Source organism: Phenylobacterium sp. (assembly GCF_046463815.1).
Lineage (GTDB): Bacteria > Pseudomonadota > Alphaproteobacteria > Caulobacterales > Caulobacteraceae > Phenylobacterium.
Genome location: NZ_JBKBRO010000032.1, coordinates 1 through 25,996, shown reverse-complemented (window position 1 = coordinate 25,996; position 25,996 = coordinate 1). Strand labels below are relative to the sequence as shown.

The following is a 25,996-nucleotide window of genomic DNA, read 5'->3' as shown; positions in this document are numbered from 1 at the left end:
CCGACTCGGTGCGCAGGACGTCCTCGCCCGTGACGCCGGGGACCGCCGTGAGCCGCGTCTCGGCGTCGAGAACCTGGGTGGCGAAATGGGCGAAGTCGCGGAAGGGATCGCCGCTGACGGGGTGGATGCGGGCCCCCATCGGCGGATCGGCGGCGGCGGCGGCGGCGCGCACCCGGCTCAGCTCCTCCACCAGCTCGCGGAACTGCCGGGCCACGACCGGCCAGTCGAAGGCGCTCCGCACGCGAGCCCGGCCGGCCGCGCCCATACGCCGGCGCAGGTCGGGCGATCGGATCAGCGCCGCAAGCGCTTCGGCGCACCGGCCGACGTGCACCGCCGTGTGCTGGGCCACCGCCCCGGCATAGGTCAGGTAGGAATCGAGCTCCATGACGTGCCGGGCCGAAATCGTGTTGCCGAGGCCGCCGCCCGCCGGTCCGCCCAGCGTCGGGACCAGGAAGCCCTCTTCGCCGTCGCGCACGGTGAACCGATAGCCGTCCCAGTCGCTGACCACCACGGGCAGGCCCGCCGCCATGGCCTCCAGCGGCGTGATGCCGAAGGTCTCCTGGATGTTGTCGACCAGCGACAGGAAAATGTCGGAGCCCGCCCAAAGGGCGCCCAGCCGGTCCCGATCGTTGCCGTCCTCGAAGCGGACCTCGACGCCGCCCGCGTGCGCGGCCGCGGCCTGCGCGAACATCTCCCGGTGCCGGGGTTCCGGGAACCAACCGGCCATGGCGAAGACAACCTTGGCGCCGGTCGCCCGCGCCGCCTGGCGGACCGCCCGGAACATCGCCTGCGGAAAGGCCTTCTCGAAGAACGACAGCCGGCCCACCCAGAGCACCAGCACGTCGTCGTCGCCCAGGCCCAGCTCACGGCGGAGATCGGCCCGCACCGCCGGCCGGTCGGCCAGGTCGGCGAAGGCCCGGGCGTCGACGCCCAGGGGCACGATCGGCAGGACCGGCGTCGGCGGGGGCCGCCCCCCGGTGCGTTCGGCCAGGTGCTCGCCCAGGTGGCCGAACATCTGGGTCAGGCCATCCTGGACGCTGGGCGAGGTGCAGATCACCGCGTCCCAGGGATGGACGGGCGCCGACAGGCTGGCCGCGATCAGCCCGCGCACGGCCGGCGGCGCCAGCGTGTGGACCAAGCCCAGCAGGCTGTAGCCTCGGTCGCCTGCCGCCCGGCGGCGCAGCCAGGCGAGTTCGTGGATGTAGGGCTGACCGCGAAGCAGCGCGCCAGAGGCCGCCGGAACCGCCGTGTTGAGCAGCCAGGCCGAGGCCATCCGCGTCGCGGAGCCGGAATCCTGCAGAAGACCCGCCCGGAGATCGGCCTCGGACGCCGGCTGGGCGCTCAGGACGTCGAGCTGCTCGAACCCGCCGTGCTGGGCGAGCGCCCGGAGGAGCTGCAGGTTGGCCACGTCCTTGCCGAAGGGATTGGGCCCAAGTCCGAGCGCGCCGGACGGGTGATAAAAGGAAAGCCGCGACACCCTAGCCCTTCATCCTTGCTCGCCCCCGCCTGCCGGCTCTCTAGAGGACTTCCGGACCCGACCCAAGCGGGGCGGGTTGGAACAGCCTCGCCGGATCATTAAACCCGGCGGGGGGACGGGGTGAAGGAGCACGGCGTGGTCGACCTGGGGGCTCTCGAGCGGGCGGCGTTCAACCGCGAGCCGGACCGCTGGGCCGTGGCCGTCGCCGCGCTGGGCGCGCTGCCGGGCGCGCCCCAGCCGAGTCCGGAGCAGGCGGCGCGATTCGCCACTGCCGTCGGCGCGATCGTCTCAGATCCCACGACCGATCCCACGCTCCAGCAGTTCCTCCAGGCGATGCTCTACCGCCAGGAGCTCGTGAACCTCGCGCGCGTCAGCCCGCTGGGCGGCTTCGACCACATCCTGCGGGCCATGGGATTCCAACCCAGGGGCGGGGCGCCGGCGGCCCAGGCGGTGGACCTTGGCCGGCTCGCCAAGGGCTGCCTGCTGCTGTCGCTCGATTCGGACATCGAGTTCGGCCCCGACGACGTCCTCGCCCTGCCGCCCCAGCCCGCCCAGGCGGCCTACATCAGCTTCGTGGGCAGCAAGCCCATCGCTTCGGCCCTCGGCGCCGAGCGGCGGGAAGCCTTCGTGGGCCGCGCCGACGCGCTCGCCCCGGCGCCCATGCTGCCCTCGATCAACGCGCTCGTGGCGCTGAGTTCGGCCTGGATGCTGTGCAGCTACGCGAGCCATCCCCGGAAGCACCAGATCAAGGCCGTGCTGAACCGCACCCTGGTCGACTTCGCCGGACGGATCGGGATCGCCGCCCCGGACCTGTCCGCAGAGCGCCGGCTCAAGGACCGGCCGCGCATGCTGGTCGCGGCCGAGATCATGAACTCGACCCACGTCCAGTATCGGTACTTCGGCCAGTACCTGCGCCAGCTCCGCGAGCGGTTCGAACTGGTCCTGCTGACCGAGGAGCGCGAGGCCGATCCCGCCACCCGGGCGCTGTTCGACCGGACGCTAACCTTCCGGCGGGGCGCCCGGGGCGAGCACCTCGCCGAGATCGGCGGCCACATGGCCCAGGCGGCGGCGGATATCGTCTTCTGGCCCAGCGTGGGGATGCGCCACTGGGGCCCGCTGTTCGCCAACCTGAGGTACGCCCCGATCCAGATGACGGCGCTGGGGCACTCGGCGTCCACGTTCTGCCCGGCGATCGACTACTACCTCACCGAGGAAGGCTACGTTTCCGACCCCGCTCTGTTCGGGGAACGGCTGTTGCTCCTGCCGGACGATTCCCTGGTGTTCGAACGCTCGCCGCACTACGAGCCCACGCCGCCCACGGTGCGGGAGACGGCCAAGCCGCTGAAGGTGGCCCTGCCCAGCAACCTCCTGAAGCTCAACCCCAACTTCATCGCCGTCCTGGGGCGCATCCGCGAGCAGGCGTCGCGGGAGCTGGAGTTTCACGTCTTCCCCAACTCCGACGGCTCCGAACTGCGGGCCATCCGGTGGGCGCTGGCCCGCTCGCTGCCCGGCGCGCAGGTCCATGGCCGCATCGCCTACAACCGCTACCTCCAGCTCCTGTCGGCGTGCGACCTGAACCTCAGCCCCTTCCCGTTCGGCGGCCTCCACAGCGTGATCGATTCGCTGCGCCAGGGCCTGCCGGTGGTGGCCATGGAATGCCCCGAGCCGCACGGCCGCACCGACGCCATGCTGCTGCGGCGCCTGGGGATGCCGGGCTGGCTGGTCGCCAAGGACGAGGCCGAGTACGTGGCCGCCGCGCTCAGGATCATCGACGACGACGCCCAGCGCGTCGCCCTCGCCCGCCAGGCGCTCGCCCTCGACATCGACCGGCTGATGTTCGGGGACGCCTCCACGCCGCGCCGCAGCGAGGTCGTGGACGCCGTGTGGTGGGCCTACCGCAACCATGATCGCCTCGTGGCCGACGACCGCCGCGTCGTCCGACCGGCGGACTGGGCTATCGGCTGAGCGAGCCCGCCGCCTGCGCCATGGCTTCGCCAAGGCGGAGCTGGCCCGCCGCGGCGATATGCAGGCCGTCCGGCTGCATCGGCAGGCCCTTGGCGTCGACCGTGGCCGTACGCGGATCGGCGGCGTCCACCGCCGCCTGGGCCGCGCGCACCTCGCCCGCCCGAGCGCCGAAGTCGGGAATGCGCCCCACCACCACCGGCGTGTCGGCCTTCGCCCAGCGTTCGCGGATCGCCGCGAGCAACGCGGTGAGATTCGACCGGTAGGCCCCCGCCCTGGCGGGATCGGTCGCGTCGGCCTCGCCCTGCATCCAGAGCACGGCCGCGATCCTCGGGTGCAGGCCCTGGGCTTCGAGCGCGGCCCGGGCCGCGGCGACGGCCTCCTCGGTCTCCTGGAAGAGCTCGCCCGATTCCGGCGCCCAGTCGCGTCCGGGCGAGGGCGCGAGCGGTGTCGAGCCTCGGGCGTATTTCACGATGTAGAGCGGCCGGTCCGGATGGGCCGCCCGCCAGGCGTGCGCAAAGCCCGCCTCCGGTCCCCAACTCGCCGGGAAATTGGGGGAGCCGGTGTTGCGGCCGGGGGCCATGACCGCGAAGCGCGCTCCGTCCCAGATCCGCACTTGGGCGTCCGGTCCGATGTCCGCCGGCAGGTCCTGTCCCGACAGCCCGTATCCCAGGGCGTTGGACTGGCCCGCCACGATGACGAGATCCGCCGTCGGCCGGGGCGAGCAGGCGGCGCACAGGAGCACACCCGCGACGGCGACCCCGGCGTTCCTCATCCCCCGTCCTCCCTCGTATCCAGCCCGGACTATGGGATGGCGACGCCCGCCGCAACCGTGGCCGGGCTTGGGCGGGTCCCGCACCCATGCTAGTTCGCGGCGCCCATGGACGCCGCCATCCTTTTCGAAGCCGACGCCTACCGCCTCGACGGACCCAAGCTGATGGGACGCCAGGCCGCTGGCAACGGGTTCCTGCGCGCCGCCGTCGAAGCCCACGCCGGACGCCCCATCTGGGGCTTTTCGCCCTATTCCAACGCCGCGGCGGCGTTCCGCCAGACGGTCCTGGAGCTCGATCCCGCCGGCCGAACCGAATGGATCGGACGCGCGGATTTCGCCCGCAAGGCCGAACGCGGCGTGCTCTTCCGGCCCGACATCGCCCTGGGCCCCATGGCCGATCTGCGGCTCCGCGCCGGCCCGGGACGCTACAGCCTGTGCGGCATGACCCATACGCTGTCGGGCAAGCCGCTGGAGGCGCTCGCGGCCCTGACGCACCAGCCGCTGGCTCCCTGGGACGCCGTCATCTGCACGTCCCGGGCGGCGGTCGGCGTCGTCGAGCGGATGCTCGAGGCCGGCGAGGAAATGCTGTCCTGGCGAGTAGGCCAGAAGGTGCGCCCGCCGCGGCTCCAGCTCCCGATCATCCCCCTGGGCGTGCACACGCGGGATTTCGACTTCTCGGCGGACGACCGGGCCCAGGCCCGGGCCTTGCTGGGGCTCGCCGAGGAAGAGGTCGTGGCCCTGTTCGCGGGCCGGCTGACCTTCCATGCCAAGGCCCATCCGTTCCAGATGCTGGAAGGCCTGCAGGCCGCCGCCAAGGCCACGGGCCGGCGCGTGGTCCTGATCCAGGCCGGCCAGTTCCCCAACGACTCGGTCGAGGAGGTCTTCCGCCGCGCCACCGCGGACTTCTGCCCCGACGTGCGGCCGGTGTTCGTCAACGGCAAGGATTTCGAGCGCTACGGCGCCACCTGGAGGGCGGCCGACCTCTTCGTCTCCCTGTCCGACAACATCCAGGAGACCTTCGGCATCACGCCCCTGGAGGCCATGGCCTCGGGCTTGCCCGTGCTGGTCAGCGATTGGGACGGCTATCGCGACACGGTCCGCGACGGCGAGGACGGCTTCCGCATCACGACCTACCAGCCGGAACCCGGCTACTGCGACCACATGGCCCAGGCTTTCGAGACCGGGACGATCAACTACGACTACCTGCTCTTCCGCACCTGCGTGGCCGTGTCGATGGACGCCCGCATGCTGGCCGATCGGCTGACCCGGCTGGTTGGCGACGACGAGCTGCGCCGCCGGATGGGCGCGGCCGGCCGCGAACGGGCCCGGACGTCGTACGACTGGCGACACATCTACCGCCGCTACCAGGAACTCTGGGACGAGCTCACGGCCATCCGCGCCCGGGAATACCCGGCCAACCAGGCCTACTGGGACCGCGCCCCGCGCTCGGCGCCCGGACACCAGGACCCCTTCCGGACCTTCGGCGGCTACGCCACGGGTGCGATCGGGCCTCAGACTCGGGTCGAGCTCGCGCCGGACGGCTCGGCCCAGCGCTACCTCATGCTCGAGAACCACGGGATCTTCCCGCACTGGAAGGTCGGGCCGGACCTCGTGGAGATGATCTTCGCCCGGCTGGCTCAGGGGCCGGCGACCGTCGCCGAACTGGCCGAGGCCTCCCGGACCGGGCGGGCCGCCCTGGTCGAGGTGACGTCCCGCCTCGCGAAGATGAACCTCGTGCGGGTCGTCCAGAGGATGCCCTAGAGGATTCCGGGCAGGTCCAGGCCCTTCTGGCGGGCCACCTGCAGCGCGATGTCATAGCCCGCGTCGGCGTGGCGCATCACACCGCTGGCCGGGTCGTTCCACAGCACCCGCTCGATCCGCCGGGCCGCGGCTTCCGTTCCATCGCAGACGATGACCATGCCGGCGTGCTGGGAATAACCCATGCCCACGCCGCCGCCGTGGTGCAGGCTGACCCATGTCGCGCCCGAGGCGGTGTTGAGCAGCGCGTTCAGCAGCGGCCAGTCCGACACCGCGTCCGAACCGTCGCGCATGGCCTCGGTCTCGCGGTTGGGCGAGGCGACCGAGCCGGAATCCAGGTGGTCGCGGCCGATGACGACGGGCGCCTTCAGTTCGCCCTTGGCCACCATCTCGTTGAACGCCAGGCCCAGGCGGTGGCGGTCGCCCAGTCCCACCCAGCAGATGCGGGCCGGCAGCCCCTGGAACCTGATCCGCCGGCCGGCCATGTCGAGCCAGTTATGGAGGTGCGGATTGTCCGGGATCAACGCCTTCACCCTGGCGTCGGTCTTGAAGATGTCCTCCGGGTCGCCCGACAGCGCCGCCCAGCGGAAAGGCCCGATCCCGCGGCAGAACAGCGGGCGGATATAGGCCGGCACGAACCCCGGGAAGTCGAAGGCGTCGGTCACGCCGGCGTCCTTGGCCACCTGGCGGATATTGTTGCCGTAGTCGACGGTGGGCACGCCCCGCTTCCTGAACTCCAGCATGGCCTGGACGTGCTCGGCCATGGAGGCGCGGGCGGCTTCCTCCACCTGATCGGGCGCCTGTTCGCGCATGGCGGCCCAGCGTTCCAGGCTCCAGCCCTTGGGCAGGTAGCCGTTCACCGGATCGTGGGCCGAGGTCTGGTCCGTGAGCAGGTCGGGCAGGACGCCGCGTTCCAGCAACTGGGGCAGCACCTCGCAGGCGTTGCCGAGGAGCCCCACCGACACCGGCGTCTTCTCCCGGCAGGACCGGGCGATGATCTCCAGCGCCTCGTCCAGGCTCTCCGCCGCGCGGTCGAGGTAGCCGGTGCGCAGACGCATCTCGATCCGGCTCCGCTGGCATTCGATCGCCAGGCAGGAGGCGCCGGCCATCACCGCCGCCAGCGGTTGGGCGCCGCCCATGCCGCCCAGGCCCGCCGTCAGCAGCCAACGGCCAGAGAGGTCGCCGCCGTAGTGCTGCCGGCCCATCTCCACGAAGGTCTCGTAGGTGCCCTGAACGATGCCCTGGGCGCCGATGTAGATCCACGAGCCCGCGGTCATCTGGCCGTACATGGCCAGGCCCTTGCGATCGAGTTCGTTGAAGTGCTCCCAGGTCGCCCACTTCGGGACGAGGTTCGAGTTGGCGATCAGCACCCGCGGCGCGTCCGCATGGGTGCGGAACACGCCCACCGGCTTGCCCGACTGGACCAGCAAGGTCTCGTCGTCGCCGAGGCGCTTCAGGGTCTCGACGATGCGGTCGTAGCTCTCCCAGTCGCGGGCTGCGCGGCCCACCCCGCCATAGACCACGAGGTCCTCAGGCCGCTCGGCCACGTCCGGATGGAGGTTGTTCATCAGCATACGGAGCGGCGCCTCGGTGAGCCAGCTCCGGCAGGTGAGATCAGGGCCCACGGGCGGGCGGATGACTCGGGTGGGGTCGTGACGGGTCATGATCCGGCGAAGTCCAGGCAGGCGTTGAGGACGTGGTGGAGCGCGCCGCGCATGAACTCGGCGCGGGCGGGGTCGTACGGGGTGGGCCAGGTCTCGGGCGTCGGCGGCCCATCGGGCTCGTCCATGTAGCCGCGGCAGGCCAGCTCCATCTGGATGGCATGGACGCCGTCGTCCGGTCTTCCATAGTGGCGCGTCGTCCAGCCGCCCTTGAAGCGGCCGTCGGTGACCCGGCTGAACCCCGAGGCGTCGCAGGCGTCCTCGACCGCCGCCGTCAGGGCGATGTCGCAGCTCCGGCCCGAGTTGGTCCCGATGTTGAAGTTGGGCAGTTCGCCTTCAAACAGGCGCGGGACGTGCGAGCGGATCGAATGGGCCTCGTAGAGCACGACTGTCCGATGCCTCTCGAGGAGGCGTTTCAGCTCGGCCCGCAGCGCGGCGTGGTAGGGCTCGAAGTACGCCGTCCGCCGCCGGGCGATCTCGGCCGCGTCCGGCGCCTGGCCCGCGCGGTACAGCGGCTCGCCGTCGAAGGTCGTGGTGGGACAGAGCCCGGTGGTCGCCTGGCCCGGATAGAGCGAGGCGCCGGAAGGGTCGCGGTTCACGTCGATGACCGTGCGACAGATGGCCGTCCGCACGGTCGTGGCGCCCAGGTCCGGGGCGAAGTCGTAGAGGCGTTCCACCCACCAGTCGGCGTCCTGGCGCGCCAGCCACGGCGAGACGAGGCGGTCCTCGATCTCCGGCGGAATTTCGGTTCCGGCGTGGGGGAAGCTGACGAGCAGGGGCGCCTCGCCCCGCGTGACCTGGAGCCAGTCCATCAGGCGACGCCCGGCAGATGCGGGAAGGCCAGGGCGCCCTCGCCGACCAGCCTCGCGGCCGCGGCGATGTCGGGGGCGAAGTGGCGGTCGTGATCCAGGGTCGGCACGACGGCGCGCAGCCGCTCGCGCACGCCCTCCAGGGCCGCGCTGGACGCCAGGGGCCTGTGGAAGTCGCAGCCCTGGGCCGCCGCCAGCAGCTCGACGGCGACGACGCCTTCGAGGTTCCGGGTCATGGCCAGGAGCCGCCGCGCGCCGTGAGCGGCCATGGAGACATGGTCCTCCTGGTTCGCCGAGGTCGGGATGGAATCCACGCTGGCCGGGTGGGCGAGCTGCTTGTTTTCCGAGACCAGGGCCGCGGCGGTGACCTGGGGGATCATGAAGCCCGAGTTGAGGCCCGGCTTCGGCGTCAGGAAGGCCGGCAGGCCCGACAGCGCCGGGTCCACCAGCATGGCGATCCGCCGTTCGGCGATGGAGCCGATCTCGCAGATCGCGAGCGCGATCATGTCGGCCGCGAAGGCCACCGGTTCGGCATGGAAGTTGCCGCCCGAAAGCGCCACGTCCCCTCCCCCATTCGTATTCCCGGCGAAGATGAGCGGATTGTCCGACACGCCGTTGGCCTCGAAGGCCAGCGTCGACGCCGCCTGGCGCAGCACGTCGAGGGCCGCGCCCATCACCTGCGGCTGGCAGCGCAGGCAGTAGGGGTCCTGCACCCGCTCGTCATCCTTCAGGTGCGAGGCGCGGATGGCCGAGCCGGCCATCAGCTCGCGCAGCGCCTGGGCCGCTTCGATCTGGCCCGGCTGGCGGCGCAGGGCGTGGATGCGCGGGTCGAAGGGCGTGTCCGAACCCCTGGCGGCCTCGGTGGACAGCGCCCCTGTCACCAGCGCCGAGCGGAACAGGCGCTCGGCCTCGAACAGGCCGGCCAGCGCGTTGGCCGTCGAGAACTGGGTGCCGTTCAGCAGGGCAAGCCCCTCCTTGGGCCCCAGTTCCAGCGGCGCGAGCCCGGCTTCAGCCAGCGCCCGATCGGCGGGCAGGCGGACGCCGCCGACCTCGATCTCGCCGACCCCGATCATGGCCGCTGTCATGTGGGCGAGCGGCGCGAGGTCGCCCGAGGCGCCGACGGAACCCTGGCCCGGCACGACCGGGATCAGGTCCAGGGCGATCATCCGTTCCAGCAGTTCCACCGTGGCCGGCCGCACGCCCGAGGCGCCCTGGGCCAGGCTCGCCAGCTTCAGCGCCATCATCAGGCGCGCGACGGGTGTGGGCGACGGCGCGCCGACGCCGGCTGCATGGGAGAGTACGAGGTTGCGCTGCAGGGTCGCGAGGTCCCCGTCCTCGATGCGGACGGCAGCCAGCTTCCCGAAGCCGGTGTTGATCCCGTAGATGGCCTCACCCCCGGCCAGGATGCGCCCGACCGCCGCCGCGCTCTCGGCCACCACGGCCTGCGAGGCGGGATCGAGGCGGACGGCGGCGCCGTTCCATATCGCGCGCCAATCGGCGAGCGGCGTCTCGCCCGGCTTCAGCATCGTTTTGGTCACCGGTCCTCGATTCACTGGCCCCTCCAGACGCGGGCGTGCAGCGGGTTGAACCCCATGCGGTAGACGAGCTCGGCGGGCCGCTCGATATCCCAGACAGCGAGGTCGCAGACCTTGCCGGCCTCCAGCGTCCCGACCGTGTCGGCGAGCCCCAGGGCCTTGGCGGCGTTTCGGGTCACGCCCGCCAGGCACTCGTCCACGGTCAGGCGGAACAGCGTGGCGGCCATGTTCATGGCGAGCAGCGGCGAGGTCAGCGGAGAGGTGCCGGGATTGCAGTCGGTAGCCACGGCCATGGGCACGCCCGCCGCCCTCAGGGCCTCGACGGGCGGAACCCGGCTGTCCCGCAGGAAGTAGAAGGCGCCGGGCAGCAGGACCGCGGCCGTCCCGGCCCTGGCCATGGCCGCCACGCCGGCCTCGTCCAGATGTTCGAGATGGTCGGCCGACAACGCCCCGAACTCCGCCGCCAGCGCCGCGCCGTTCAGGTTGGAGAGCTGCTCGGCGTGGATCTTCACGGGAAGCCCGTGGCGGCGCGCGGCCTCGAACACCCGGCGGGTCTGGGCGGGCGTGAAGCCGATCCCCTCGCAGAAGGCGTCGACGGCGTCGGCCAGGCGCTGGTCGGCTACCGCCGGCATCATCCGTTCACAGACGAGATCGATGTAGGCGTCCGGGTTCCCGGCGAATTCCGGCGGCAGGGCGTGCGCGCCCAGGAAACTGGTCACGATGCTCGCGCGGTCACCCAGCGTCCGGGCGGCCCGGAGTTGCTTCAGTTCGTCCTCCAGGGTGAGGCCGTAGCCCGACTTCACCTCGACCGTGGTCACGCCCTCGGCGACCAGGGCCTCCAGGCGCGGGCGCGAGGCGGCGACCAGCTCGGCTTCCGAGGCGGCGCGCACGGCGGCCACGGTCGAGGCGATGCCGCCCCCGGCGCGGGCGATCTCCTCGTAGCTCGCACCGGCCAGCCTCAGCTCGAACTCATGGGCGCGGTCGCCCGCGTGGACCAGGTGGGTGTGGCAGTCGATCAGGCCGGGCGTGATCCAGCGGCCTTCGCAGTCGATCACCTCGCCCTGGGGCGCATCCGCCGCCGGACCCGCGTAGGCGATCCGCTCGCCATCGGCGGCCACGGCCCCCTCCTCGACGACGCCCAGGCCGGGCAGGCGGGGCGACAGCGTCGCCAGCCGGGCGTTTCGCCAGACCTTCATCCGTCCTCCCGTCTCGCTGGCCCGCGGCCTCAAATATGTATAGACATTATTTCGAAGGCAGGAAGGGTGTCCAGTGACCGAGACCTCCCTCTGGTTCGATCAGGCGTTGCTGGCGGACGGCTGGGTCCGGGACGTGCGGCTGACGCTGCAGGGCGGCCGCATCGCGCGGGTTGAGACCGGCGTCGCCCGCCAGCCTGGAGAACCCTCGCAGGGCGCCGCCGTTCCGGGCCTCTGCAACCTGCACAGCCACGCCTTCCAGCGCGGCATGGCGGGCCTGGCCGAGGTCGCGGGGCCCGAAGGGGACAACTTCTGGACCTGGCGCGAGGCCATGTACCTGTTCGTTGACCGGCTCACGCCCGACGACAGCCGCGCCATCGCCGAACTGGCCTACGCAGAGATGCTGGAGGCGGGTTTCACCCGCGTCGGCGAGTTCCACTACCTGCACAACGACCTGGACGGCCGCGCCTTCGCCGACCGCGCCGAGATGGCCCATGGGATCGTGGGCGCCGCCGAGGCGACCGGAATCGGCCTGACCCTTCTGCCGGTGTTCTACGCCCATGCGAACTTCGGCGGCCTGCCGCCCAAGCCGGGCCAGCGGCGCTTCATCCATGATGTCGACGGCTTCGCCCGGCTGATGGAGGCGAGCCGGACGGCGCTGGCGCCCCTGCCAGATCCGGTGCTCGGCGTCGCCCCCCACAGCCTGCGCGCGGTGACGCCCGAGGAACTGGCCGACGTGGTCCGGCTGGCCGACGGCCCCGTCCACATCCACGCCGCCGAGCAGGTGAAGGAGGTCGCGGACTGCCTCGCCTGGTCGGGCGCCCGGCCGGTGGAATGGCTGCTGGCCAACGCCTCCATGGACAGCCGCTGGTGCCTGATCCATGCGACCCACATGACGCCTGACGAAACGCTGGGCTTGGCCCGCAGCGGGGCCGTGGCGGGGCTCTGCCCGATGACCGAGGCCAACCTGGGGGACGGGGTCTTCCCGGCCCGCGACTACCTCGCCGCCGGCGGCGCCCTGGGCGTGGGCACGGACTCCAACGTCCTGATCGACGCCGCCGCCGAGCTGCGCGGATTGGAGTACGCCCAGCGTCTCGTCCGCCGCGAACGCAACGTGCTGGCCCCGGGCGCGGGCCGCTCCACCGGCGCGGCGCTGTTCCAGGCGGCCCTGGCGGGCGGCGCCCGAGCCCTGGATATCGGGGCCGGTCTGACCGAAGGCGCGTCCGCCGACATCGTCGCGCTCGACCTGGATCACCCCTCGCTCGTGAACCGCCGGGGCGATGCGCTGCTGGACGGCTGGGTCTTCGCCTGCCGCGACAATCCCGTGCGTAGCGTCTGGCGGCGCGGGCGCCAGGTGGTGGCCGACGGCCGCCACGTGGAGCGCGAGGGCATCGCCGCCCGTTACCGGGCCGCCATCGCCCGGATCGTCGCATGAGCGCGGCCGAGGACAGCCTGCACCGGCGCATCCGCGCCGACGTCCAGGGCCGCATCCTGTCGGGCGAATGGCCGCCGGGCCACAAGGTGCCGGCCGAGCACGAGCTGATGGCCGCCTACGGCTGCTCGCGCATGACGGTCAGCAAGGCCCTGGGCGCGCTGGCCGAGGCGGGCCTGATCGTGCGCCGCCGCCGGGCGGGCTCGTTCGTGGCTCATCCGAAGATCCACTCCGCGGTGCTCGACATCCCCGACATCGCCGCCGAGGTGAAGGCCCGCGGCCAGGCCTACGGCTACGAACTGCTGTCGCGGACCTTGCGCCCCGCCCGCGAGACGGAAGCCGCCCTGGACCTCGATCCTGGCGGGCGGGTGCTGGCGCTGCGCTGCCTGCACCGGGCGGGGGGCCGGCCCTTCGCCCTTGAGGAGCGGCTGATCAACGTGACCGCCGCGCCCCAGGCGCTGGAGGCCGACTTCGCCGCCATCCCGCCGGGGACGTGGCTTTTGCATCACGTCCCCTGGACCGAGGCCGAGCACCGGATCAGCGCGGCGAGCGCCGGCGCGGCGGCGAGGAGCCTCGGCGTCCCGGCGGCGACCGCCTGCCTCGTGCTGGAGCGCAGGACCTGGCGGGCCGGCGACCGCATCACCGAGGTGCGCCTGACCTTCCCGGGCGAGGCCTACGACCTCGTGGCCCGCTTCACGCCGTCTCAGACCTGAGCGCGCCGGCGAGCAGCGGGGCCAGCGCCACGGCGTTCGTCGGGTGGGCGCAGGAATCGGTCGAGACGATCCGCACGGCGCCGGCCGCCTTCAACCGCGCCTCGGCCTCGGCGTCGAACAGGGCGTGGGTGACGGCGATCTCCACGGACGCCGCCCCCGCCGCACGCAGCCGCTCCACCGCCCGCGCCAGGGTCGCCCCCGACGAGCAGATGTCGTCCACCAGGATCGCGCGCCGTCCGGCGAGGGCCTTGGGATCGGGCGCGGTCAGCTCCACCTCCCGGTCGCCGCTGCGGTGTTTCAGAAGGGTCAGGCTTGGCGCGCTCAGGGCCGCGCCCACCGCCGCCGCCCAGGGGGCGGACTCCTCGTCCGGCCCGACCACGACGGCCTGGTCGGCGCCGCCCAGCGCCCGCGCCAGCTCCCCGGCGGCGGACAGCACCGTGACCTCCGCGCCCGGGAACACCGGACCCAGGTCCGGCGTGCGGTGGAGGTGCGGATTGACGGTGACGATGCGCTCGAAGCGCGGCCCCAGCAGGCCGCCGATCACGTCGCGGCTGAGCGACTGGCCCGGCCGGAATAGCGTGTCCTGGCGCAGGTAGCAGAGGTAGGGCGCGACCAGCACGAGCCGCCGGGCCCCGGCGCGGCGCCAGGCGTCGCAGGCCAGCAGCAGGGGCACGAGCTTGCCATTCGGGCGGTCGAGCGAGCGGTAGGCGATCACCGTCGGCGGCGACTCGGCCACGGTGACCAGGGTTTCGCCGTCCGGGAAGGCGTGCAGGTCCACGAGCCGCAGGGGAACGCCCAGGGCCGCCGCGAGCCGGCCCGCGGGCGCCTCATCCTCGGCGAAGGCATGAACCGCGGCGTCCGTCACGCGATGCGCACGCCGGAGTTCTCGCCCGACGCCTCGACCGCGAAGCCGAAGTCCGAGCGCTCGGACCCGTAGATCCGGTAGATCGGCTGGCCCGCCGCCACCGCGTCGCCGGTCCGGCGCAGGATCTCGATGCCCGCGCCCGGATCGGTGGGGGCGCCGGCCAGCCGGGCCACATGGGCGATGCGCAGGCAGTCGATGGCCTCGACGTGGCCGCTCGCCTCGGCGCGGACCTCGTGCACCAGGTCGCCCAGGGCGTTGGCGATCGGCGAAGGGCCCTGGGCCTTGCGGATCTGGTCCATCTTGGCCGCCGCCGCCCCGCTCTCCAGCAGTTCGCGGGCCCGCTTCTCGCCCGCGCCGCCACGCAGGGCGGGGTCGAACTCCAGCACCTGGCCGGCCAGCCGGATCGACTTCTCCCGCAGGTCCACCGGCGCGTCCGGCCGGTTCTCCAGCACGGCCATCACGTCGCGGGCCTCCAGCACGGGCCCCACGCCCCGGCCGATCGGCTCGAGCGCGTCGGTGATCAAGACCTGCATGGTCAGGCCCATGCGGTCGGCCACGTATTCGAACAACTTCTTGAGCTTCAGCGCCTGGCGGCGGTCGCGGACCTTCGTGGTCGGCCCCACCGGCACGTCCAGCACCAGGTGCGTGGAGCCCGCGGCCACCTTCTTGGAGATGATCGAGGCCACCATCTGTTCGGGCGTATCCATGGACAGCGGCCGCTCGACCGAGATCAGCACGTCGTCCGCCGGCGACAGCTCCACCCGGCCGCCCCAGGCCACGCAGGCGCCGCAGGTCTCGACGACCTCGCGCATCTCGGCCTCGCTCAGGTCCACCTTGGCGAGCACCTCCATGGTGTCGGCGGTGCCGGCGGGCGAGGTGATGGCCCGCGACGAGGTCTTGGGCATGATCAGGCCGTGGGCGGCCACGATGGGCGCCACGATGAGCGTCGTGCGGTTGCCCGGCACGCCGCCGATGCAGTGCTTGTCCACCACGATGCCGCGGTTCCACGAAAGGGTGCGGCCCGCCTTCACCATGCCCTGGGTGAGCCAGAGCGTTTCCTCGGGCGTCATGAAGGCCGCGCAGGCCATCAGGAAGGCGGCGATCTCCATGTCGGACCAGCGATGGGCGGCCAGGTCGCGGGTGACGGCGGCGTAGTCCTCCACCGAGAGGCTCTCGCCGGCCGCCTTGGCGCGGACGGCGGCCAGGGTGCGGGGCGCGCGGGCCGGCGCCACCACCACGAAATCGCCGGCTTTCACGCCCAGGCGCCGGAACGCCGGCTGGGGCAGGCCCAGCTCGCCGGGTCCGACGAGCCCGTCCTCCGAGATGATGGGGGTGGCGAGCAGGCTGATCTGCCCCGCCCGCACCTCGACCTTGCGCAGGCCGGCCAAGCGTTCCGGGCGGATCGCCTCGCTGCCGCGCGGCAGGATGACCACGTTCTCGCGGAAGGTGTTCAGCTCCAGCGGCTTGGCCATCAGCGGCGCGGCCGGGCCGACGTGCTGGGACCCGCCCTCGACGTCCACCGTGGGCGGGAGGCCGTTGGCGGCGGGGTCGTCGGGCATCCAGGTCTCCGGAAAACAAAGGAGCGCCCCGGGGGAACCGGCGGCCCGGGACGCTCCGCCAATCCGCTAGTTCTAGATCAGGCGGACTGGATCTCGATAGTCTTGGTCTGGGCGTCGGGGCGCTTCGCCGCCGTGATCTTCAGCACGCCGTCGGTCATGGCCGCCTTGATCTGGGCGGGGTCGACGCTGCGCGGCAGGCGGATCGAACGGGAGAACTGGCCGTAGCTGCGCTCGTACACCCGGTACTCGCGCTCCTTGCTCTCCTTCTCGGCCTTCTTCTCCCCACTGATGGTCAGGAGGTCGCCGTCCATGGCGATCTTCACATCCTCTCGGGAAAGACCCGGGAGCTCGACGCTGATCTCGATCGCATCCTTGGTTTCGACGACGTCCATGCTGGGCGACAGCCGGAACTCGGTGAAGGCTTCCCAGCCCGAGCCCAGTTCGTCGAAGAAGCGGGAGATCTCGCGCTGGAAGGGGCTGAAGGCGAAGCGCGAGGGAACAGCGGACTGTTTGGCGGGGGGTGTGATGTTGGCGTTCATGGGTTGATCCTTGAAAGCGCGACCGGCCGCGGCGGACCGGCCGCCAGCATTTGTGCGAAACGGGCCGCCCGCCGCCTTGAGGTTCGTCAAAAGCCGGCGCGCGGCCGGCGATTGAGGGGTATCAAGGAGTCTTCGGCCGACCGGCGGCATTCGGAGGCGCGATGACCACCCGCAACTTCCAGGCTCTCTTCCACCCGGAAGCCATCGCCCTGATCGGGGCCAGCGACCGTCCCGGCTCCGTCGGCGAGGTCGTGGCCCGCAACCTGGCCTCGGGAGGATTCCGCGGGCCGCTCCGGTTCGTGAACCCGAAGGGCAAGGCGATCCTGGGCCAGCCGTCCTATCCCACCGTGGCCGACCTGCCCGAGACCCCGGACCTGGCCGTGATCGCCACGCCGGCCGCCGCCGTGCCTGGACTGGTCGCGGACCTGGGCGCGCGCGGCTGCGGCGCCGCCATCGTGCTGAGCGCCGGTTTCGAGGCGAACGATGCGCCGACCGAGGCCCTGCGCCAGGCCCTGCTCGACGCCGCCAAGCCGCACCTGTTGCGGATCGTCGGCCCCAACTGCCTGGGTTTCCTGTCGCCGGGGCACGGCATCAACGCCAGCTTCGCCAAGGCCGCGCCGCCTTCGGGCTCCGTCGCGCTGGTGGCCCAGTCGGGCGCGGTGGCCGCGGCCCTGATGGACTGGGCGCCCACGCACGGCCTGGGTTTCTCCCACGTCGTCACGCTGGGCAATGCGCTGGACGTGGACGTGGCCGATGTCCTCGACCACCTGGGCCGCGATCCGGAAACCAAGGCCATCCTGCTCTATCTGGAGGGCGTCCGGGGCGCGCGGAAGTTCATGAGCGCCGCGCGCGCCGCCGCGCGGTCGAAGCCGGTGGTGGTCATCAAGGGCGGCCGGGGCCAGGCGGGGGCCAAGGCGGCCTTCTCCCACACGGGCGCGCTCGCCGGCGCCGACGCCGTCTACGAGGCCGCCTTCCGCCGGGCCGGCCTGCTACAGGTGACCGAACTCGGCGACTTCCTGGATGCGGCCGCGACCTTCGCCAAGGGAACGCCCCGGCTGGTCCGGAACCTCGCGATCCTCACCAACGGCGGGGGCGCGGGCGTACTCGCCGCCGACGCCCTGGAGCGCGAAGGAACCGCGCCCGTCGAACTCTCGGAGGAAACCAGGGCGGCGTTGTCGAAGCTCGCCCCGGCCAACTGGTCCGGCCGCAATCCCGTGGACATCCTGGGCGACGCGCCCGCCGCCCTCTACGGCCAGGCCCTGGAGGTGCTGGCCAAGGCGCCCGAGGTGGACGCCATCCTGGCCCTCAACTGCCCCACCGCCGTCACCGACAGCACCGACGCCGCCGACGCGGTGATCAACGCGGCGCCGCGCGGCTGGACGCCCAAGCCCGTGCTCACCGCCTGGCTGGGCGGAACCGGCGTGGTGGAGGCGCGGCGCCGCTTCGCAAGGGCGGGCCTTCCCACCTTCGAGACGCCGGAAGCCGGGGTGCGCGCCTTCGCCCTGCTGCGCGGCTACGGCCTGGCCCTCGACCGCCTGCTGCACGCTCCCGACGGCAGCGAGGGCGCGGGCGATTCCGCGACCGCGCGGGCCGTGGTGGAAGGCGCCCTGGCCGAAGGGAGGACCAGCCTCTCGCCGCTGGAGATCCAGGCGGTGCTGGGCGCCTATGCCATCCCCATCGTCGAAACCCGCATCGTGGGCTCCCCCGCCGAGGCCGGCGCGGCGGCCGACGATCTGGGCGGCGAGGTGGCGCTGAAGGTCCTCTCGCGCGACATCAGCCACAAGTCCGACGTGGGCGGCGTGCGCCTGGGCCTGGAGGGCGCCTCGGCCGTCCAGGCGGCGGCCGACGAGATCCTGGCCCGCGTGGCCGCGCTCCGCCCCGACGCCAGGGTCGAGGGCTTCATGCTCCAGCCCATGCTGGCCCGCCCGCTGGCCCAGGAGGTGCTGGCCGGCATCGTCCAGGACCCGGTGTTCGGGCCCCTGGTCATGGTGGGGGCGGGCGGCGTGGCCGTCGAGGTGCTGAAGGACCGGGCGCTGGGCTTCCCGCCGCTCAACGACGACCTCGCGCGGGAGATGGTGGACGCCACCCGCATCTCGCGCCTGCTGAAGGGTTTCCGCGACCGGCCGCCCGCCGACCTCGCCCGGCTGGCGAAGGTGCTGGTCTCGCTGGGCCGCATGGCCACCGACCTGCCCGAGATCACCGAGCTCGACCTCAACCCCCTGCTCTGCGACGCCTCGGGCGCCGTCGCCCTGGACGCCCGGATCGCGGTGAAGCGGCCCGACGCGGCGACCCCCAGTTCGGCCATCCTGCCCTACCCGGCGCATCTGGCCCGGACAGTGAAGGTCGGCGACGTGACCCTGTGCGTGCGGCCGATCCGCCCCGCCGACGCCGCGCGGCTGTCCGAGATGGTGGACCTCAGCACCGACCACGACGTCCACCTGCGGTTCTTCGGCGGCATGCGCCACCTGAGCCCCGACATGACCGCCCGCCTGACGCAGCTCGACTACGACCGCCACATGGCCTTCGTGGCCGAGGCGCCGGACGGTGAGATCTGGGGAGTTGGGCGCCTCGTGGAGGACCCGGAGGGCGACAGCGGGGAATACGCCCTCATGGTGCGGAGCGACCGCCAGGATCTGGGGATCGGCCGCATGCTGCTCAAGGAGGTGCTGGACTACGCCGCCGCGCGCGGGCTGAAGGAGGTCTGGGGGGACGTGGCCCGCGAGAACCACCGGATGCGCGCCATGGCCGACGCGTTCGGCTTCCGCACCCACACGGACGAGGACGACATGGCCCGCGTGCGCGTGGTGCTGCGGATTCCGGAGCCCGCCTGAACGTCTAGTGGGTCTTGCGGAGCGCCACTTCCGGCTCGCGCGGCAGGCCGTAGGCGCGAAGCGTAGCCGGCAGGCGCATGGCCGCGCGGGTGGCTTCCCGCATCGAGGCGAAGGCGGTGGCGGCTTCCGGATCGTCGACCCAGACCGTCTGGCCCAGCGGCGTCACGAACAGATAGGTGTCGGCGCCGTCCTTGCGGAGGCCGGTCTTGGCGACGAGGGCGGGCTGGTCGTGATGGAAGGCGAGGGACATCGGGTCGGCTCCTTGTTGTCCAAGGCTTACGAACACCGGCCGGACGCCGCCATTCGGGTCGGCCCCTTAGGGCTCGCCCCTTAGGTAGTCCTACGTAGTCGCGCGACGGACGAACCGGCCCTCGTGCAACAGGGCGGCCATCCCCATCGCCAGGCCCGCCGCGAGGCCGGCGGCCAGCGCCGCCAGGGCCACCAGCGGCGTAGGCGTCTCGAACTGGAAAAGCCGCGCGAGCCACGGGACGGCGACGCCGGCGGCGAGCGTCGTCGCCGCCAGCACGGCGATGCCTGCGAACGCCAGCCGCTGGGCGGGCGAACGGCCGGCCCCGGGGGCGATGCTCAGCACGCCGGCCACGCCCAGGTTGCCGGCTACGAGGCTGATCAGGCCGGCGGCCCGCGCGGCCCCTTCCGGGACGCCGGCCGACAGCAGGAACAGGTGGAGGCCAAACACCGCGCCCAGCAGGCCCGCCCCCTGCGCCGCCGAGACCAGCAGACTGCGCGCACCAAACAACGGCGCGTCGGCCCGCCTGGGTGGATGGCGCATCGCGCCCCGCGCCGCCGGACGGCCCTCGAACACCAGGGCGCACATCGGGTCGATGACCAATTCCAGCAGCACGACCTGCATGGGGAACAGCACCGGCGAAAGCCCGAAAAGCAGCGGCAGCAGGGCGAGGCCCGCCATCGGCACATGGACGACCACGAGATAGGCCAGGGCGACCCGGAGGTTGGCGAAGATCCGCCGCCCCTCGGCGATCCCCGGCACGATCGAGGCGAACCGGTCGTCCAGCAGCACGAGGTCGGCGGCCTCCCGGGCCACGTCCGTCCCCCGTCGGCCCATGGCGACGCCCACGTGGGCGGCCTCCAGCGCCGGCGCGTCGTTCACCCCGTCGCCGAACATGCCGACCAGTTCGCCGTTCGCCCTGAACGCTTCGACCAGCCTGAGCTTCTGGTCCGGGCTAATCCGCGCGAAGACGCTGACGTTCCGCACCGCCTCGGCCAGCGCCGCCGGCGACAACGCCGCCACCTCGGCGCCGGAGAGCGCCCCGCCCGTGACATCGATGCCCGCCCGCCCGGCGATGGCGAGCCCGGTGTCGGGATAGTCGCCGGTGATCATCACCACCCGAACCCCGGCGGCCTGGGCCGCCGCCAGGGCGACCGGGACCTCCTCGCGCACCGGGTCTTCGAACGCGGCCAGGCCCTCGAACGCGAACCCCCCGTCAGGCGGCTCGCGGCCCCCGTCGTGATCGCAGCGGTTCGAGGCGACGCCCAGCACCCGCAGGCCGCGCGCGGCGAGATCCGCGACGGCCCGCTCGAGGTGGGTCCGCGCCGCGCCCTTCAGCCCGCACAGATCGAACACCGCCTCGGGCGCGCCCTTGGCGGCGAACAGCACCCCTTCCGCCTCCTGCCAGGCCTGAATGAAGGCCAAGCGGTCGGGCCGCAGCGGATAGGACCTGAGCGGCGACGCCTCATGCGCCCAGAGGTCGCCCGCCAGCTCGTGGACAGCGTTGTCCATGGGGTCCATGCCGTGCACGGCCGAGGCCAGCAGGGTGACGTGGAGGAGTTCCCGCGCGGTCCGATCGGCGGGCGCGCCGGCGGCGCAGTTCCATTCGCGACCGTCGCGCCACAGCGCGGCGAGCCGCATGTGGTTGCGTGTCAGCGTGCCGGTCTTGTCCACGCACAGCACGCTGATCGCGCCCAGGGTCTCGATGGCCGCCGAACGGCGGACCAGCACGTTCTTCTGGGCCAGGCGCCAGCCGCCCAGCGCCAGGAACACCGCCAGCACCATCGGGAACTCTTCGGGGATAAGGGCGATGCCGACCGTCAGCGCGCCCAAGGCCCCCGCCACCCAGTCCTGACGCGCCAGCCCCTGGATCAGCAGCACGCCGACGGCGACCAGGACGGCGAAGAGCCCGAGAGTGCGAACCACCCGGCGCGTCGCCTGCTGCAGCGGCGTGGGGCTCTCCTGGAGGGTCATCAGGGACGCGCCGATCTCGCCCATGCGGGTCGTCCGGCCGGTGCGCGTGACCACCGCCACGCCCTGCCCCCGCACGATCAGCGTGCCCGCGAAGAGGCAGGCGCTGTCGGCGGTTCCCTGCGGGTTGTCGGGCGCGCCGTCCGCCGCCGGGTGCTTCACCACCGGCGCCGCCTCCCCCGTCAGGATGGACTCGTCGACAGTAAGCACGTCGCCGGCCCGCAGCACCGCGTCGGCGGGAGCCCGGCCGCCCTCGGCCACCAGAAGCACGTCGCCGGGCACGATGCCGGCCGCCGGAATGCGCCGCTCCACGCCGTCGCGCATCACCCGCGCCGTGGGCTCGGCCAGCTTGCGCAGCGCCGCCAGGGCGCGTTCGCTGCGCGCCTCCTGCAGGATCATCAGGCCCACGGTGGCCGCCGAGCCGGCCAGCAGGAACAGGGCCTCGCCCATGTCGCCGAGGGCGAAGTAGAGCGCCACCGCCGCGAACAGCAGCAGGAACATGGGCTCCCTGAAGGCGTCGAGGACGATGCGCCACAGCCGCCGCGTCCGCCGTTCGCTCAGGCGGTTCGGCCCGTGCTCCGCCAGCCGGCGTGCGGCCTCAGCCTCGCTCAGGCCATTCAGGTCGGGATGTGGCGATCGGTGCGGCATGTGCTTCCTGCGAGCCTAGATCGCCCGCCGAGGTCCGGACAGCCGCGACCGGACCTCCGGCACGGGCGGGAGATCCGGTCTGAGTTGCTCAACCCGCCGCCACCGTCCTCGTGTCGTGGCTTTGGGCGCGGTGGACGGGGCCGTTTGGCTCCCCGCCCTTGTTCCGGCCGAGCCGCGGAGCCACGCCGGAACGCCTCCCTGGTAGCATCGCGGGCGCGACCGCCATTGATCCGCGTCAAACAGGGTTCGGTTCCTGGACACGCCGAGGCGTCTGGCCGGCCTCGGCCTCGTGCACGACGGCCAGGGTGCGCGGCAGGCTCTGCGGATTGACGCTGATGGAGTCGACGCCCAGCCCCGCCAGGAAGGCCGCGACCTCCGGATAGGTGGCCGGCGCCTCCCCGCAGATGCCCACGTGGCGGCCGTTGCGGCGGGCCCCGGTCACCGCCAGCCGCAGCATCTCCATCACGCCCGGATCGCGTTCGTCGAAGTCGAAGGCCACGGTTTCGGAATCCCGGTCCACGCCGAGGGTGAGCTGGGTCAGGTCGTTCGAGCCGATGGAGAAGCCGTCGAACAGCTTGGCGAAGGCGTCGATCTGGATGACGTTGTTGGGGATCTCGCACATGACATAGACCTCCAGCCCGTCCTCGCCGCGCCTCAGGCCGTTGGCGGCCATGGCGTGCAGCACGCGCTCGGCCTCGTCGGTCCGGCGGCAGAACGGCACCATGACCTTGAGGTTGGTCAGCCCCAGCTCGCGGCGCACCTTGCCCAGCGCCTCGCACTCCAGGGCGAAGCCGTCGGCGTAGAGGGGATGGGCGTAGCGCGACGCGCCCCGGAACCCGATCATCGGGTTCTCCTCCTCGGGCTCGAAGCCCTTGCCGCCCAGGAGCTTGGCGTACTCGTTGGTCTTGAAGTCGGACAGCCGCACGATCACCGGCCGCGGATAGAAGGCCGCCGCGATCACGCCCACCCCCTCCACCAGCCGGTCGACGAAATAGGCGCGGGGGCTGTCATGGCCCTCGGCCAGCCGCGCGATGGCCGCCCGCTCGCGCCCGGAGGCGACGCGGTCCGGGTGCGCGGCGGCCATGGGGTGAAGCCGGATGCGCTCGCTGATGATGAACTCCAGCCGGGCCAGGCCCACGCCCGCGCTGGGGAGCTGCGCCACCCGGAAGGCCAGGTCGGGATGGGCCAGGTTCAGCATGACGTGGGTCCTGGGCTGGACCAGGTCGGCGGCGTTCAGCCGCTCGACCTCGAAGGGGACGTCGCCCTGGTAGACGTGGCCGGTCTCGCCCTCGGCGCACGAGACGGTGACGCGGCTCCCGTTCGCCAGCCGATGCATGGCGTCGCCCGCGCCGACCACCGCCGGGATGCCCAGCTCCCGGGCGACGATGGCCGCGTGGCAGGTGCGCCCGCCCCGGTCGGTGACGATGGCGGCGGCGGCCTTCATCACCGGCTCCCAGTCGGGGCTGGTGGCAGGCGCGACCAGCACCTCCCCAGGCCGGAAGGCCTTCAGGTCGGCGGGGCCGCGGATCAGGCGCACGGGGCCCGAGGCGACCTTCTCGCCCACCGCCCGGCCGCTCGCCAGCACCACGCCCGAGCCCTTGAGCCGGAAGGTCTCGATCCCGCCCTGGCGCTGGGAGGCCACGGTCTCGGGCCGGGCCTGGACCACGTAGAGCTTCCCGTCCACGGCGTCCTTGGCCCATTCGATGTCCATGGGCGTGGGACGGCCGTTGCGCTTGGAATAGTGGTCCTCGATGCGGATCGCGACGTCGGTCAGGTCCATGACCTCGGCGTCGGTCAGGCAGTAGCGCTCGCGGTCGGCGCGGGCGACCTTCAGGGTCTTCAGCGTCGGGCCGTGCTCGGCGTGGCTCCAGACGATGCGGGTCTGCTTGGCGCCCAGGCCGCGCTTCAGCACCCGGCGGAAGCCCTGCCGGAAGGTGGGCTTGTGGACGTAGAACTCGTCGGGGTCCACGAGACCCTGGACCACGTTCTCGCCCAGGCCCCAGGCGCCGGTGACGAAGACCACGTCGCGGAAGCCGCTCTCGGTGTCGAGGGTGAAGATCACCCCGCTGGACGCGTCGTCCGAGCGGACCATCCGCATCACGGCGATGGAGAGGAAGACCTTGAGGTGGTCGAAGCCGTTGTTGGTCCGGTAGACCACCGCCCGGTCGGTGAACAGCGAGGCGAAGCACTTTCGGCAGGCCTCTATCAGGCCGGCCTCGTCATGGATGTGCAGATAGCTCTCGTGCTGGCCGGCGAAGCTCGCCGTCGGCAGGTCCTCGGCAGTGGCCGAGCTGCGCACGGCCACGGTGATGTCCTGGCCGGCGGCCCGCTTCAGGCCGCGGTAGGCCTCGACGATCTGCCGGGTCAGCGCCTCGCTGCCGGTGGCGTCGTAGACGATCCGGCGGGCCCGGGCCGCGCGGCGGGCGAGGTCCTCCACGTCGCCCGGTTCGATACCGTCCATGAGTTCGCGCAGTTCGTCCCAGGCGCCGGCCTCCGTGATCGCGTCGCGATAGGCCCTCGCGGTGATGGCGAAGCCCTCGGGCACGCCGACCTTGGCGCCCTTAAGAAGCTGCTGCAGCTCGCCCAGCGAGGCGGTCTTGCCGCCCACCAGGGGCACGTCGCCCAGGGCCAGGGTCTCGAACGGACGGATGTATTCGGTCGGCGGCATGGGACGTCTCCGCGGCATCGCGGCCTGAAGACTACCGGCCGGAACGCGCCACGCGTTGAGAGAGGTCAACCTGCGGGCGTGCGGTGGAGGATCACGGCGTTGAGGGCGTAGGCGGCGATCAGCGCGAGGCTCACCCAGCTCATTGCGCCGGCCGGTCGGCCCCGGGGGCGATAGATCAGGCCGGCCGTCACCATCCCGTTCATCAGAAGCGCGGTCAGGATCGTCGTCTCGTGGACCCGGCTCACGTTCGACAGCAGGGGGCCGTGCGGATAGGCGGCGTCGTCGACGGCGAGCACGACAATGTTGAAGAGGTTGCTGCCCAGGAGGTTCGCGATCGCCATGTCCAGCACGCCGATCCGGACCGCCGAGAGGGTGACCACCAGTTCGGGCAGCGCCGTCACCGCCGCCAGGAACAGCGTGCCGACGAAGCTCTCCGACCAGCCCATCTGGCGCCCGAGCTCCAGCGCCGCCCCCGGCAGCAGGAGCCCCGCCGCGACGACCCCAAGCGCCGACGCCGCATAGCCGGCGGCGGCCCGCCGCAACGTCACGCCCGGATACTTCGCGACCGCCGGTTCAGCTGGTTCGAGGAGACGGCGGCGCTCGAAGTCGAAGGTGGTCCGCAACGCCAGCAGATAGACGGGGACGATGGCGATGCTGGCCAGGCTGAGCGGAAGCGCGGGCTCCGGCAGCGGCGCGGCGATGTTGAGCCCCACCATCGCCAGCATCACGGCCCCATAGCCGGTCGACAGGGCATGCCCCTCCGAGGCGCGGGTGAACATGCAGGCCGGCCGGTAGAAAAGGTCCACCAGGCTCAGGAGCATGAGGTTGAACATGCAGGCGCCGACGATGTTGCCGACCGCCAGGTCGGGCGCGTTCTCCACGCGCACCGCCGTGACCCCCGTGACGAGCTCCGGCAGCGAGGTGACCGTGGCCATCAGCACCAGGCCGACCCAGCTTCCCGATAGCCCGGTCCGCTCGGCGATCACGTCGGCGAAGCGCGACAGCCAGAAGCCGGCCACGGCGATCACGCCGGCCAGCAGCAGGAACAGGGTCCAGGCGAGGATCAAGGGCGCCTCCGCGAGGTCTCCTTTGGCCCGGCGCGGCCGGTCCGGCCTTGAGTGGCGTCAATGTCGACGCCCGCACGGCTGTCATGATGGTCCATCGTGGAGGATCTGATGACCGTAAGCATCCCCCGGGGCGAAGGGCCCCCTTCGATCCTGCTGGCCAGCGATCTGAGCGGCCGTTGCGACCGCGCGCTCGACCGTGCGTGCGATCTCGCGGAGGCCTGGGGCGCGACGCTCCAGGTGGTCACCGCCATCGAACCCGGACGGCCGCAGCCGGGCTGGCGCGCCAGCA

At 72.4% G+C, this 25,996-nt stretch carries 19 protein-coding genes; 6 read left to right on the top strand and 13 right to left on the bottom strand.

The window, feature by feature from the left end:
- Positions 1-1,477, bottom strand: a 1,477-nt coding sequence (locus ACK4TT_RS17475; RefSeq protein ID WP_410213534.1) for a glycosyltransferase family 4 protein, incomplete at its 3' end; no start/stop codon positions are given.
- Between the two features lie 135 nt (positions 1,478-1,612).
- On the opposite strand from ACK4TT_RS17475, the gene ACK4TT_RS17470 reads away from it, so the two are divergent.
- Positions 1,613-3,442 (top strand): hypothetical protein, encoded by a 1,830-nt coding sequence (locus ACK4TT_RS17470; protein ID WP_410213533.1) that lies wholly within the window; start codon positions 1,613-1,615, stop codon positions 3,440-3,442.
- Here the strand turns inward: ACK4TT_RS17470 and ACK4TT_RS17465 are convergent.
- A complete protein-coding gene (locus tag ACK4TT_RS17465; RefSeq protein ID WP_410213532.1) occupies positions 3,432-4,214 on the bottom strand; it encodes a sialate O-acetylesterase in 783 nt (260 codons plus the stop codon). The genes ACK4TT_RS17470 and ACK4TT_RS17465 overlap by 11 nt on opposite strands.
- Positions 4,215-4,319: 105 nt before the next feature.
- On the opposite strand from ACK4TT_RS17465, the gene ACK4TT_RS17460 reads away from it, so the two are divergent.
- On the top strand, positions 4,320-5,972 hold the full coding sequence (locus ACK4TT_RS17460) for a glycosyltransferase (RefSeq protein ID WP_409638047.1): 1,653 nt from the start codon (positions 4,320-4,322) through the stop codon (positions 5,970-5,972).
- Here ACK4TT_RS17460 and hutU read toward each other — a convergent pair.
- From hutU to hutI, 4 genes are read right to left on the bottom strand one after another with little or no spacing between them, the layout of a single operon-like run.
- Positions 5,969-7,633: a urocanate hydratase gene (hutU, locus tag ACK4TT_RS17455; protein ID WP_409638045.1), complete on the bottom strand. Its 1,665-nt coding sequence runs from the start codon at positions 7,631-7,633 to the stop codon at positions 5,969-5,971. The genes ACK4TT_RS17460 and hutU overlap by 4 nt on opposite strands.
- Complete coding sequence (gene hutG / locus ACK4TT_RS17450; RefSeq protein WP_410213535.1) at positions 7,630-8,445, bottom strand: N-formylglutamate deformylase; 816 nt, start codon at positions 8,443-8,445, stop codon at positions 7,630-7,632. Before hutG ends, hutU begins: the two co-directional genes overlap by 4 nt.
- Positions 8,442-9,965 (bottom strand): histidine ammonia-lyase, encoded by a 1,524-nt coding sequence (hutH, locus tag ACK4TT_RS17445; protein ID WP_409638201.1) that lies wholly within the window; start codon positions 9,963-9,965, stop codon positions 8,442-8,444. The genes hutG and hutH overlap by 4 nt, the downstream gene beginning before the upstream one ends.
- A 23-nt stretch (positions 9,966-9,988) precedes the next feature.
- Positions 9,989-11,170 (bottom strand): imidazolonepropionase, encoded by a 1,182-nt coding sequence (gene hutI, locus ACK4TT_RS17440; protein WP_410213531.1) that lies wholly within the window; start codon positions 11,168-11,170, stop codon positions 9,989-9,991.
- A gap of 73 nt (positions 11,171-11,243) precedes the next feature.
- On the opposite strand from hutI, the gene ACK4TT_RS17435 reads away from it, so the two are divergent.
- Positions 11,244-12,602, top strand: a complete 1,359-nt coding sequence (locus tag ACK4TT_RS17435) for a formimidoylglutamate deiminase (RefSeq protein ID WP_410213530.1) — start codon at positions 11,244-11,246, stop codon at positions 12,600-12,602.
- The gene (hutC, locus tag ACK4TT_RS17430) at positions 12,599-13,312 is read left to right on the top strand and encodes a histidine utilization repressor (RefSeq protein WP_410213529.1); all 714 of its coding nucleotides are present in this window, start codon (positions 12,599-12,601) and stop codon (positions 13,310-13,312) included. The genes ACK4TT_RS17435 and hutC overlap by 4 nt, the downstream gene beginning before the upstream one ends.
- Here hutC and ACK4TT_RS17425 read toward each other — a convergent pair.
- From ACK4TT_RS17425 to ACK4TT_RS17415, 3 genes are all read right to left on the bottom strand, one after another.
- Positions 13,293-14,177, bottom strand: coding sequence for a ribose-phosphate diphosphokinase (locus tag ACK4TT_RS17425; protein WP_410213528.1), 885 nt, complete (start codon positions 14,175-14,177; stop codon positions 13,293-13,295). The two genes, hutC and ACK4TT_RS17425, sit on opposite strands and share 20 nt — an antisense overlap.
- The gene (locus ACK4TT_RS17420; protein WP_410213527.1) at positions 14,174-15,736 is read right to left on the bottom strand and encodes a thymidine phosphorylase family protein; all 1,563 of its coding nucleotides are present in this window, start codon (positions 15,734-15,736) and stop codon (positions 14,174-14,176) included. Before ACK4TT_RS17420 ends, ACK4TT_RS17425 begins: the two co-directional genes overlap by 4 nt.
- A 77-nt stretch (positions 15,737-15,813) precedes the next feature.
- The gene (locus tag ACK4TT_RS17415; RefSeq protein WP_409638026.1) at positions 15,814-16,275 is read right to left on the bottom strand and encodes an Hsp20/alpha crystallin family protein; all 462 of its coding nucleotides are present in this window, start codon (positions 16,273-16,275) and stop codon (positions 15,814-15,816) included.
- Between the two features lie 161 nt (positions 16,276-16,436).
- Here ACK4TT_RS17415 and ACK4TT_RS17410 point away from each other — a divergent pair, with 161 nt between their 5' ends.
- Positions 16,437-19,106 (top strand): GNAT family N-acetyltransferase, encoded by a 2,670-nt coding sequence (locus ACK4TT_RS17410; RefSeq protein ID WP_410213526.1) that lies wholly within the window; start codon positions 16,437-16,439, stop codon positions 19,104-19,106.
- A 4-nt stretch (positions 19,107-19,110) separates the two neighbouring features.
- On the opposite strand, the gene ACK4TT_RS17405 is transcribed toward ACK4TT_RS17410, so the two are convergent.
- From ACK4TT_RS17405 to ACK4TT_RS17390, 4 genes are all read right to left on the bottom strand, one after another.
- The gene (locus ACK4TT_RS17405; protein ID WP_409638020.1) at positions 19,111-19,356 is read right to left on the bottom strand and encodes a hypothetical protein; all 246 of its coding nucleotides are present in this window, start codon (positions 19,354-19,356) and stop codon (positions 19,111-19,113) included.
- 90 nt (positions 19,357-19,446) lie between these two features.
- On the bottom strand, positions 19,447-21,972 hold the full coding sequence (locus tag ACK4TT_RS17400) for a cation-translocating P-type ATPase (protein WP_410213525.1): 2,526 nt from the start codon (positions 21,970-21,972) through the stop codon (positions 19,447-19,449).
- A gap of 235 nt (positions 21,973-22,207) precedes the next feature.
- Positions 22,208-24,640, bottom strand: coding sequence for a phosphoenolpyruvate synthase (ppsA, locus tag ACK4TT_RS17395; protein ID WP_409638014.1), 2,433 nt, complete (start codon positions 24,638-24,640; stop codon positions 22,208-22,210).
- 65 nt (positions 24,641-24,705) lie between these two features.
- Positions 24,706-25,707: a sodium:calcium antiporter gene (locus ACK4TT_RS17390; protein ID WP_410213524.1), complete on the bottom strand. Its 1,002-nt coding sequence runs from the start codon at positions 25,705-25,707 to the stop codon at positions 24,706-24,708.
- 108 nt (positions 25,708-25,815) lie between these two features.
- Here ACK4TT_RS17390 and ACK4TT_RS17385 point away from each other — a divergent pair.
- Positions 25,816-25,996: universal stress protein (locus ACK4TT_RS17385; RefSeq protein WP_410213523.1), on the top strand; the 181-nt coding region annotated here is incomplete at its 3' end.